This is a genomic window from uncultured Limnohabitans sp. (genome assembly GCF_937889215.1).
Lineage (GTDB): Bacteria > Pseudomonadota > Gammaproteobacteria > Burkholderiales > Burkholderiaceae_C > Limnohabitans_A.
Genome location: NZ_CALBEX010000486.1, coordinates 1 through 11,060, shown reverse-complemented (window position 1 = coordinate 11,060; position 11,060 = coordinate 1). Strand labels below are relative to the sequence as shown.

The 11,060-nt window shown below is 59.2% G+C and carries 13 protein-coding genes; 3 read left to right on the top strand and 10 right to left on the bottom strand.

From position 1 onward, the window contains the following. From fusA to Q0341_RS12275, 8 genes are all read right to left on the bottom strand, one after another. On the bottom strand, positions 1–1,309 hold a 1,309-nt coding region (fusA, locus tag Q0341_RS12310), incomplete at its 3' end, for an elongation factor G (RefSeq protein ID WP_299513758.1). A gap of 99 nt (positions 1,310–1,408) precedes the next feature. Continuing rightward, positions 1,409–1,879, bottom strand: a complete 471-nt coding sequence (gene rpsG, locus Q0341_RS12305) for a 30S ribosomal protein S7 (RefSeq protein WP_299513756.1) — start codon at positions 1,877–1,879, stop codon at positions 1,409–1,411. A gap of 165 nt (positions 1,880–2,044) precedes the next feature. Further along, positions 2,045–2,422, bottom strand: a complete 378-nt coding sequence (gene rpsL / locus Q0341_RS12300; protein ID WP_011466063.1) for a 30S ribosomal protein S12 — start codon at positions 2,420–2,422, stop codon at positions 2,045–2,047. Between the two features lie 138 nt (positions 2,423–2,560). Next, positions 2,561–3,718 (bottom strand): D-alanyl-D-alanine carboxypeptidase family protein, encoded by a 1,158-nt coding sequence (locus Q0341_RS12295; protein WP_299513753.1) that lies wholly within the window; start codon positions 3,716–3,718, stop codon positions 2,561–2,563. 113 nt (positions 3,719–3,831) lie between these two features. Continuing rightward, positions 3,832–4,458 carry an alpha/beta hydrolase gene (locus Q0341_RS12290; protein WP_299513751.1) on the bottom strand — a complete coding sequence of 209 codons (627 nt, stop codon included), beginning with the start codon at positions 4,456–4,458 and terminating at the stop codon, positions 3,832–3,834. Then, the gene (locus tag Q0341_RS12285) at positions 4,458–4,802 is read right to left on the bottom strand and encodes a (2Fe-2S) ferredoxin domain-containing protein (RefSeq protein WP_299513749.1); all 345 of its coding nucleotides are present in this window, start codon (positions 4,800–4,802) and stop codon (positions 4,458–4,460) included. The genes Q0341_RS12290 and Q0341_RS12285 overlap by 1 nt, the downstream gene beginning before the upstream one ends. Positions 4,803–4,811: 9 nt before the next feature. Next, positions 4,812–5,954, bottom strand: coding sequence for a VanZ family protein (locus Q0341_RS12280; protein ID WP_299513747.1), 1,143 nt, complete (start codon positions 5,952–5,954; stop codon positions 4,812–4,814). A 15-nt stretch (positions 5,955–5,969) separates the two neighbouring features. Then, entirely contained in the window at positions 5,970–6,398 is a 429-nt protein-coding gene (locus tag Q0341_RS12275) for a CopD family protein (RefSeq protein WP_299513744.1), read from the bottom strand. 341 nt (positions 6,399–6,739) lie between these two features. On the opposite strand from Q0341_RS12275, the gene hemB reads away from it, so the two are divergent. Continuing rightward, positions 6,740–7,744, top strand: a complete 1,005-nt coding sequence (hemB, locus tag Q0341_RS12270) for a porphobilinogen synthase (protein ID WP_299513741.1) — start codon at positions 6,740–6,742, stop codon at positions 7,742–7,744. 65 nt (positions 7,745–7,809) lie between these two features. Next, positions 7,810–8,922, top strand: coding sequence for a magnesium transporter CorA family protein (locus tag Q0341_RS12265; RefSeq protein ID WP_299513760.1), 1,113 nt, complete (start codon positions 7,810–7,812; stop codon positions 8,920–8,922). A gap of 84 nt (positions 8,923–9,006) precedes the next feature. On the opposite strand, the gene Q0341_RS12260 is transcribed toward Q0341_RS12265, so the two are convergent. Both Q0341_RS12260 and Q0341_RS12255 read right to left on the bottom strand, forming a co-directional pair. Continuing rightward, entirely contained in the window at positions 9,007–9,696 is a 690-nt protein-coding gene (locus Q0341_RS12260; RefSeq protein ID WP_299513739.1) for a dienelactone hydrolase family protein, read from the bottom strand. A 27-nt stretch (positions 9,697–9,723) separates the two neighbouring features. Continuing rightward, positions 9,724–10,326: a 2-hydroxychromene-2-carboxylate isomerase gene (locus Q0341_RS12255; protein ID WP_299513737.1), complete on the bottom strand. Its 603-nt coding sequence runs from the start codon at positions 10,324–10,326 to the stop codon at positions 9,724–9,726. Between the two features lie 81 nt (positions 10,327–10,407). Between Q0341_RS12255 and Q0341_RS12250 the strand changes: the two genes are divergently transcribed. Next, a partial coding sequence (locus Q0341_RS12250) for an SDR family NAD(P)-dependent oxidoreductase (protein WP_299513734.1) occupies positions 10,408–11,060 on the top strand: 653 nt, incomplete at its 3' end.

Here is an 11,060-nt window from a genome sequence, read left to right as displayed (position 1 = left end):
CCAGGCGGGACAAAGCGATGCCCATTTTTTCCTGGTCAGCTTTGGTCTTTGGCTCAACGGCCTGGCGGATCACCGAGTCAGGGAACACCATGCGCTCGAGCGTGATCACCGCATTGGGATCGCACAAAGTCTCACCCGTGGTCACGTCTTTCAAGCCCACGCAAGCGGCGATGTCGCCCGCACGGATTTCGTCGACTTCTTCACGGTTGTTGGCGTGCATCTGAACGATACGGCCAATGCGCTCTTTCTTGCCGCGCACCGAGTTGAACACGGTGTCGCCTTTTTTCAGAACGCCCGAGTAAACACGCACGAAAGTCAATTGACCCACGAACGGATCGGTCATCAACTTGAATGCCAACGCCGAGAACTTCTCGCCGTCGTCAGCCTTGCGGATGATTTCTTTTTCGTCTTCGTCAAAACCCTTGATGGCTTTCACGTCCAAAGGCGAAGGCATCAGCTCCAACACGGCATCCAGCATGCGCTGTACGCCTTTGTTCTTGAAGGCGGTGCCGCACAACATGGGCTGGATTTCGCTGTTGATGGTGCGAACACGCAGGCCGTGTGTGATTTCTTCTTCGGTCAAGTCGCCTTCTTCAAGGTACTTGTTCATCAGCTCTTCAGAGGCTTCAGCAGCGGCTTCGACCATCTTCTCACGCCACTCTTTGGCCACTTCGACCAAGTCGGCTGGAATCTCTTCGAAGGTGAACTTCATGCCTTGGGAAGCTTCGTCCCAGATGATGGCTTTCATCTTGCGCAGGTCAACCACACCGGTGAAGTTTTCTTCAGCACCGATTGGGATGACGATCGGCACAGGGTTGGCCTTCAGGCGCAACTTCATTTGCTCCACGACTTTGAAGAAGTTGGCACCGGTGCGGTCCATCTTGTTCACAAAAGCCAAACGTGGCACTTTGTATTTGTTCGCCTGACGCCACACGGTTTCAGACTGGGGCTGCACGCCGCCCACAGCGCAGTAAACCATGCAAGCGCCGTCCAGCACGCGCATGGAGCGCTCGACTTCAATGGTGAAGTCCACGTGGCCGGGGGTGTCGATGATGTTGATGCGGTGGTCTTCGAAAGAGCCGTCCATGCCTTTCCAGAAGCAGGTGGTGGCAGCTGAGGTGATCGTGATGCCACGCTCTTGCTCTTGCTCCATCCAGTCCATGGTGGCAGCGCCGTCGTGCACTTCACCAATTTTGTGGTTCACGCCGGTATAAAAAAGAATACGCTCTGTCGTTGTGGTCTTGCCAGCGTCGATGTGCGCCGAAATACCAATGTTGCGATAGCGCTCGATAGGGGTAGTGCGAGCCATAAATTTCTCCAAAGATTAAGTACCAAAGCCCGCCACCCCGAATGGGGCCAGCGGGCTGGCTTCTGACAGTGTGGGGCTTGTTTGTGAAGCCCCTGTGAATCAGAAGCGGAAGTGTGAGAACGCCTTGTTGGCTTCAGCCATGCGGTGAACTTCATCACGCTTTTTCATGGCGCCACCACGGCCTTCGTTGGCCTCGAGCAATTCGTTGGCCAAACGCATGGCCATCGACTTTTCACCGCGCTTGCGGGCGGCTTCTTTGATCCAGCGCATCGACAGGGCCAGGCGACGAACGGGGCGCACTTCAACAGGCACCTGGTAGTTCGCACCACCCACGCGGCGGGATTTCACTTCCACCATGGGTTTGACGTTGTTGATGGCGATGGAGAACAGTTCCACAGGGTCTTTGCCTGTTTTCTTTTCCATGTTTTCGAGGGCACCATAAATGATGCGCTCGGCCACAGCTTTTTTGCCGCCTTCCATGATCACGTTCATGAACTTGGACAACTCGACATTGCCGAACTTGGGATCCGGCAGGATTTCACGTTTAGGGACTTCGCGACGACGTGGCATATTTCACCTCATATTGCTTCAGCTGGTATCTTTTCAGACACCGCGAGGGTTATTCAAAACCACTCACTTACTCAACCCACCTGGACAATTCCAGGCTTCGGGTCACTTCGCTGATTCACCGCGCCACGCGGGAAACAGCACCGAAAAATTTCAACCCCAAAGGGCTTACTTGGCTTTTGGCTTCTTAGCGCCGTACTTGGAGCGAGACTGCTTGCGGTCTTTCACGCCTTGCAAGTCGAGCGAACCGCGCACGATGTGGTAACGCACACCGGGCAAGTCTTTGACACGACCACCGCGCACCAGAACAACAGAGTGTTCCTGCAGGTTGTGGCCTTCACCGCCGATGTAAGAAATGACCTCAAAACCGTTGGTCAAGCGCACTTTGGCAACTTTACGCAAAGCGGAGTTAGGCTTCTTAGGCGTCGTGGTGTACACACGGGTGCACACGCCACGGCGTTGTGGAGAGTTTTGCATCGCAGGGCTTTTGGACTTGATCGTTTCGACCTCGCGCCCCTGACGCACCAATTGATTGATGGTTGGCATTGTTTGTAACGTCCCTAAACGTTGAATTTTGACAAAAGAAACTTCCCCGCCCCAAAAGCGGAAAAGCCCGCCAGTATAACCGCCTGGCGGGCCGTATGGCAAGTTATCCACAATTTGCCGGGGTGGACCGCCGAAAAATCACTTGATCCACAGGCGTACAGCATCCCAAGCGCGGCCCCAAATGCCGGCCTGTTCGACCGGCTCAAGCACCACCAAAGGCACCTCAAACAAGGCCTTGTCACCTTGAAACAGCTTCAGACTGCCCACGGATTGACCTTTGGTGAAGGGCGCAACCAACGGGTCGGGGCGAACCACTTGCGTTTTCAGCTGGGCTGCACTGCCTGCTGGCACGGCCACCACCAAGGGGCGCAAAGCACCGAGTTTGAGCACGGGCGCCTTGCCTTTCCACACCGAGGGGGTGACCACGGCCTGGTTGGCATCGAACAACTTCACCGCATCAAAGGCCGAATAGCCCCAATTGAGCAGCTTTTGGCTCTCGTTGGCGCGTGCATTTTCACTGTCGGCGCCCAACACCACGCTCAACAATCGGCGCGCCCCGACATTGGGAAAGTCTCGCTTGGCAGAGGCCACCAGGCAATAACCTGCGGCCTGGGTGTGGCCAGTCTTGAGGCCGTCCACCGTGGCATCGCGAAACAGCAACAAATTGCGGTTGGTGTCGTTGGCCGCAGGTGTGCCGTCGTAGCGGTATTTTTTGATGGCGTAATAAGGCACATATTCAGGAAAATCCCGCATCAAGCGTGTGGCCAGCACCGCCAAATCGCGGGCCGTGGTGGTGTGGCCCGGCGCGGTGAGGCCTTCGGGATTCTTGTAGCCGGTGCTGTGCATGCCTAAAAAGACGGCTTGGTCGTTCATGCGTTGCACAAACCGCTCGACGCTGCCCGCCACCCCTTCGGCCAAGGCCACCGTGGCGTCATTGCCCGACTGGACAATCATGCCTTTGATCAGGTCCTCCACCGGCACCTTCATGTTCGGGTCGATGAACATGCGCGAGCCCGGCATTTTCCAGGCGCGCTCTGACACGGACAACTTCTGTTGAAGTTCAATTTTGCGGTTTTTCAGGGCGTCAAACACCAAATAAGCCGTCATCAATTTGGTCAGTGACGCAGGCTCTACCGCCATATCGGGGTCTTTGGCGGCCAGCACTTGGTTGGCTGTCACGTCCATCAACAAATAAGCCTTGACCGCCAGCGCGGGCGGTTGTGGCATTTGGGCTTGCGCCCCATAGGCTGCGATCACCAGCAAACCACAGGTCAAATATTTCAAAAATTTGTTCATTCGAATGCTTGTCATTTCGAGTTCCTGCGCGATGCGTGCATTCACACAGTTAGGCCACTGGGCAGGGCAAAAAAAACGGTTTGGACGCCATGGCATGGCCCGTCGTTTTGAAGTCAAGCCTTCAAATGCCGAACCACCAAAGCCTTCAAAAGTGGCAATTGTCCGTGAAAGAAATGCGACACCCCGGGAATTACCGTGATGGGCAAGGATTGCGGCCTGGCCCAGTCCATCACGCTGGCCAGCGGCACCGTGTCGTCCTGTTCACCATGCAACACCAGGCATTGTTGGTGCAGCTCAGGGGCCAGCGGGGCCACCTCAAAACGCGATGTAGCGGTGCCCACCAACACCAATTTTGCTGGCGGCCTGCTGGCGGCCAGCGCCTGCACGACATGGCTGGTCACAAAAGCGCCAAATGAAAAACCAGCCAGCGCCAGCGGCCCATCGGGTGCCACTTGGTTGATGATTTGGCGCATGTCGGTGGCTTCGCCGCGACCTGCGTCGTGACTGCCCGCACTGGCACCCACGCCCCTGAAGTTGAAGCGCACAGCCCGCCAGCCGCTTTGCACAAAAGCGCGTGCCAGTGTCTGCACCACCTTGTTTTCCATGGTGCCGCCAAACAAGGGGTGCGGGTGCGCGATGACGGCCGTTCCAAGCACCGGGCCGTCTTGCGGTGTGTCCAGCAGGGCTTCCAAGTGGCCCACCTCACCTTGCAGGCGCAGCATTTGGGTGGCTTGGTTCATCAGCGACCCAAATGCGCGGGCGTCAGCAAACGCTCAACCACTTGGCCGTTTTTCAGGTGCGACTCCACGATCTCGTCGATGTCGCTCTGATCGACATACGTGTACCAGACGGCTTCGGGATAGACCACAGCCACGGGACCGCCTGAGCAGCGGTCCAGGCATCCGGCTTTGTTCACGCGGACCTCGCCAGGGCCCGCCAAACCCAGCGCCTTCACACGGGCTTTGCAATGGTCAAAAGCCGCTTGTGCATCCTGCTGCGCGCAGCAAGCTTCGTTGTTTTTGCGTTCATTCAGGCAGAAAAAGATGTGCCGTTTGAAGTAAGGAGGGGTCGGTTCAATGCTCATAGCTTGATTTTAGGGCCGCGTTTGCGCTGCGTTGATTCCCCTCGCATGCGAAGGCCCCACCCGGGACAAGCGGTGCACCAAATACACCAGCAAAGCGTAAGGCCACAACCAGCCCAGCCATTGAATCAGGCCATGAAAGCGGATAAATCGGCCTTGCTCCCATGTCTGCAGCGTCATGGCAAAGTAGGCATCGGCCGAGGCCATGTTGAGCAAACTCAGCTGCAACACCAAAGCGGCCAAGGCCAACACCCAACACAGTCGCGGCGACATCAAAGCCAACAGCACTGCCAAGCCCACCGCCCACACCCCGCCCCTGAAAACTTCAGGACTGACCCAAACCCAGGCATGGACTGGGCCGTATGTCAAAGCAGCAGACAGCGCGCTGGCCAGCCACCCCACCGTCAAGCAAACACCCGCAATGGCCCAACGTTGCTCCCTGCGGCGCACCACGCCATAGGCCAATAAACAGGGCAGCAACAATCCCAAGGCAATGCAAACCGTCTCGGTGATGGGCAGCAAAGGCTGCAACTCCACCTCACGCACCGGCCACCACTCCAGCCAAGGCGTGCCTTGCAAGGCCTCGACCCAGGTCAATTCCAATCGTTCGAAAACATGGCCCAAGCCAAATGGCACAGGCGCTGGAAACAGCAATGCCAAAGGCCAAATGGCCAACAAGGCCAATGCGCCGCTGGCCTCTGCCTCAAACCAGCGGTCTTTGAATCGGCTCCAGCGCTCAATCAGCCCCACCCAAGCCAAGCCCTGCGCCACCACAGCACCTGCCCAAGCCCCGAGCACATTCAAGGCCGTGTCCAAATTGGACGGCACACGCACGGGTAGAAACATCTGCAAGGATTCCATCGACAGCGACAGGCCCGCCGCCACCAAACTGGCCATCACGACAGCGGGCCAATCGCGTCGGCTACGGTGCACGGCCAGCGCCAGCAAAAATCCCAGCGGGGCATAGCCCAATACATTGGAAAAAACGTCGAACCCGGTCCAGTAGCGCGGCCAAGGGGCCGTCAAGAATGACCAAGACACAAGGCCTTGAAAGCGCCAGTTGTCAAACGGGTACAAGCTGGCATAAACAATCAGGACCGCATAAATCCAGAACAAAGGCCAGACTGCCGTTTGACGCCGAGTCAGGGTGCCCATGCCGTCTGCCAGACCTTAAAAAGGCTTGACCACCACCAAAATGACCGCCGCCAGCATCAGGATCACCGGCGCCTCGTTGAACCAGCGAAACCAGACATGGCTGCGCTGCATCTGCCCGTTTTCAAACTTGCGCAACATCGCCCCACAACTGTGGTGGTAACCCAACAAGGCCAGCACGATCAGCAGCTTGGCATGCATCCAGCCCTGCCCAGGCCCCATGCCAATGCCGTAATAAAGCCACAGCCACAAGCCCAGCGCCAGCGCGGGCACTGCCAAGATCGTCATGAAACGGTAGAGCTTGCGAGCCATCAGCAGCAAACGCTCACGCTCAGCCACAGAGCCTGGTGGCACCATCGCCAAGTTGACGTAAATGCGGGGCAAGTAAAACAAGCCAGCAAACCAGCTGGCGATGAAGACGATGTGAAGGGCTTTGATCCAGAGCATGCTGACAGTGTAGCCAGAGATATTTAGGCTGGCCGCCTTCATGCAAGCCTGAACCGGCGCGGCACAAAAAAACCCCCGACCTGGGGCCGGGGGTGGGAAGCCTTTTTGCTGTCACACATCAAGGCGCCCGCTCAGGGAGGAAAAGCGGGAGGCAGCAAGCTGCCCGAGGTCGAATTTACCAAATAACAAAACCAACAACAAGTTTGATTTTGTTGTTTAAGTGGTTATTGATGCTTAAGAATCAAACTGTTCTTGTTTGGCCGGCCCGGCAGGGCCACCTGCGCGACAGGGCGCAGGGGCTGCCGTTTGCATCTTGCGGCACTTCAGGCACAATTTTCGACATGAACCCTGTCGCCTCCTTCCCCGCCAACCGCCCACGGCGTCTCCGCCGTGACGAATTCACACGCAACTTGGTGCGCGAGCACCGGGTCACAGCACACGACCTCATTTATCCGGTCTTTGTGCTGGACGGGCAAAACCAGCGCCAGGCCGTGGCCTCCATGCCTGGTGTGGAGCGCCTGAGTTTGGACCTGCTGCTGCCTGTGGCCGAAGACTGCGTCAAGCTCGGCATACCGGTCATGGCGCTGTTTCCCGTGATCGACGCCTCACTGAAAGACCCCACCGGCAGCGAAGCCATGAACCCGGGCGGCCTGGTGCCCCGTGTGGTGCGAGAGCTGAAAAAACGCTTTCCTGAGCTGGGCGTGATGACCGACGTGGCGCTGGACCCCTTCACCAGCCACGGCCAAGATGGCCTGCTGGACGAAACCGGTTACATCCTGAACGACGAAACTACGGCCGTGCTGGTGCAGCAAGCCCTGACGCAAGCCGAAGCCGGCGTCGACATGGTCGCACCCAGCGACATGATGGACGGGCGCATTGGCGCAATCCGCCAAGCGCTCGAGGCGCGTGGCCTGATCCACACCCGCATCATGGCCTACAGCGCCAAGTACGCCAGCGCCTTTTACGGCCCCTTCCGCGACGCGGTCGGCTCGGCCGGCAACTTGGGCAAGAGCAACAAAAAGGTCTACCAGATGGACGCCGGCAACAGCGACGAAGCCCTGCGCGAAGTGGCCATGGACTTGGCCGAGGGTGCCGACATGGTCATGGTCAAGCCCGGCATGCCCTACCTGGACATCGTGCGCCGCGTGAAAGACGAGTTCAAAGTGCCCACTTTCGCCTACCAAGTGTCAGGCGAATACGCCATGCTCAAGGCCGCTGCGCAAAACGGCTGGCTTGACCACGATCTGGTCATGATGGAAAGCTTGCTGGCGTTCAAGCGGGCCGGTGCTGATGGCGTACTGACCTACTTTGCACGCGATGCGGCGCGCTGGATCGCCAGCCATTGAACAACGCACCAGGCCCCGTCCACATCTCCGGTCTCAGGGCCTTTTGCATTCGCGGCAACCAAGCCGTGGCACTGCCTGCGGCATCCGCTGACCCCGCATTGCCACAGGCCTTGCCCGAGCAAGGCTTTCTCTGGTTGGCTTTTTCACGCTCGTATTTTGAACGCCACTTGCCCGCCATCCAAGCCTGCCTGAACCAACTGACTGGGCAAGGCTTGGTCGACCTGCACGTCTCGGACTTGCTCAACGGGCAACTGCCCTCGCGCTACGACTTCACCTCGCATTACGACCTGCTGGTCTTTCGCCGATTGGCCCAGCAGTCCACGGCGGCCGCCTTGCACAACGACGCCGATGCCGCACACGCCCCGAGCAAGCGGCCAGGCCCGCCCATCTTGCTGCGCATTGACACCAATCCCGTCGGCTTTGTGGTGTTGGACCGGGTGCTGCTGAGCGTGCACCCCGACGACTGCGCCGTGCGCGAGGCCTACGCCAGCCGCCTGCTGAACGTCAGCCCCGATGTATCCCCCATCACCGACTCACGCTCAGCCGGGGCACGCGGCATCCCGCTGAGCCCGGCCGACATGATGCTGCGCATCATCAGCCACATGGTGGACGCTTACCTGGTTTTGCGCCGCGAGCTGAGCCGTCAACTTGACCACTGGCAAGCCGAATTGATCCGCCCCAGTGCACGTTTTCGCCGCTGGGACGCCTTGTTGCAAGCACGACTGGCCCTGCACCAACTCGAAGACCTGTGCGACGACCAGCACACGGCCATGCTCAACTGGAACGAAAGTCTGGACGATTGGGTGGTCAAAGATACCCCGGCTGCACTGCGCGAGCATGAGCTGTTGAAGGTGCGCTGCCGGGATGTTTTGGAGCACATCGACCGGGTGGTCAACCACATGCGTCGCCTGGAGCACAACACTGAGACGGCTGTGCAAATGCACTTCAACGCGCAGGGCAACCGCACCAACGACATCATGCGCACCCTGACGGCACTGACCGCGATCTTCTTGCCGCTGAACCTGATTGCCGCCGTGTTTGGCATGAATTTCGAATTCATGCCATGGCTGCACACCGCCAGCGCTTTTGGATGGACGCTGGGGGGTATGGGCGCGATCGCCCTCAGCATGGGCTTGGTGTTTTGGCGCAAGCGCTACTTGGCCCGCTCTGGCGAATAAACCCTCTGTTGGCGCACACCCGAGTTGACATGCCTTTGGCTGTCATGGATAACCGCATGCGCAGGCGGGCCCAACCCGTCCCATTCAGCCCAAATGCTGCTTGAAAAACGCCAACGTGCGCGCCTTCGCCAGCTGAGCCGAAGGCGCATCCCATGAACCGCGCTGGTCGCAGTTGAAGCCATGGTGCGCCGGGTAAGTGAACACCTGCACTTGCGGGTGTGCGTTTTTAAAAGCCTCGACCGAGTCCAGCGGGATCCATTTGTCTTCTTCAGCAAAATGCGCCATGACCGGCACCCGAGCTTGGCGGGCGATTTCGGCATCGGTGGTGACACCGCCTCCGTAATAAGGTGCTGCCGCACTCAAACCAGACAAAGTGCAGGCCGCACGCCAGGTCAGCAAGCCGCCCCAGCAATACCCCACGATGCCGACCTTGCCACCTGAGACCTGCCCGGCGTGGTCAATGGCCGCCTGAATGTCTTGCATCACGCCCGGTGCAGGCAAGGCCTCCGCAGCCGTTTTGTAACCGAAGCCCTCGCCCATGTCGGCATCGGTATAACCCAGCTCCACCCCCGGCTTGACGCGGTGAAATGCGGCTGGGGCCACAGCCAGGTAACCCTCTGCAGCATAGCCATCGACCACAGCGCGAATGTGGCTGTTGACGCCAAAAATCTCCTGAATCACCACCACCGCCCCCTTGGGTGTCCCAACAGGCCGTGCCTCGTAGGCGGGCACTTGGGTGCCATCTGCGCTTTGCAGTTCAATCATCGTTCCCATGTGTTGTCCTTTCAAGTACAAACATCTTCAACGGGCCAGCGCACGCTCGACAAAATCGAGACGGTCCTGGCCCCAAAAAATCTCGCCACCGACCCCATAGCTGGGCGCGCCAAACACCCCTGCATCGATGGCCGCCTGGGTGTAGCTTTCGTAGCGCTCTTGCACCGCCTGGCTGCGCGAGGCCTCCATCCACTGGGCCGGCAGCCCCTGCTCGACGAGCAGCTCGGCCAACACCTGGGTGTCGGCCATGTTGCGCTCTTGCGCCCAGCAAGCCGCCAATATTGCGCCCGCGATCTTCATGGCGGCCAGCGGACCTTGCGCCAGATCGGCGGCAATGATCAGACGAGCCGAATCGTCACCCCCGACGGGGAAATACTTGGGCTTGAGGTTCAAAGGCACATTCAGGTGCTGGCTAAAGCGCTGCAACTCCACCAAGCGGTAAGCCTGTCGCTGCGGCGCACGCTGACCCAAAGGCAAGCCACCCGAGATCGGGAACACCTTGCCCCCCAAGTCAATCGGCATGACGCGCAACGTGGCCCCGGTGCGCTGCGCAATGTCGGCCAAGCGTTGGTGGCCCAAATAAGCCCAGGGGCTTTGCGGTGCGAAGTAATAGTCCACTGTGCGACCCATGCCCACTCCTTGTGTGTTGTGTAATCGTTGAACAATGCAGCGGTTGTAACCGCAACAAACCATTTTTGCAGGAGACGAGCGATGAACAAGGTCTTGTTGGTGACCGGCGGCAGCCGGGGAATTGGGGCCGCCACGGCCCTGCTGGCGGCCAAAGAAGGCTGGTCTGTGGCCGTGAACTACACCGCCAACTCGCTGGCAGCCGACGAAGTGGTGCGCCAGATCCGCGCCTCGGGCGGACAAGCAATGACCGTCCAAGCCGACGTGGCCGACGAAGACCAAGTGCTGCGCATGTTTCAACACATCGACGCCAAAATGGGGCGTCTGTCAGGCTTGGTCAACAACGCCGGCGTGGTCGATGTGGCCGCCCGGGTGCAGGACATGAGCGTGGCCCGCTTGCGGCGCATGTTTGACATCAATGTGATCGGCAGCCTGATCTGCGCACGCGAAGCCGTGCGCCGCATGAGCACACAGCTCGGTGGCGAAGGCGGCAGCATCGTCAACGTGTCCAGCGCTGCAGCCCGCCTGGGCTCACCCAACCAGTATGTTGACTACGCCGCCGCCAAAGGCGCGATCGACGCCTTCACCCTTGGCCTGGCCAAAGAAGTGGCGGGCGACGGCATCCGCGTCAATGCGGTGCGCCCCGGCCTGATCGAAACCGAGATCCACGCCTCAGGCGGCCTGCCCAACCGTGTGAAAGAACTGCAACACCTGGTGCCCGCCCAACGCGGCGGCAC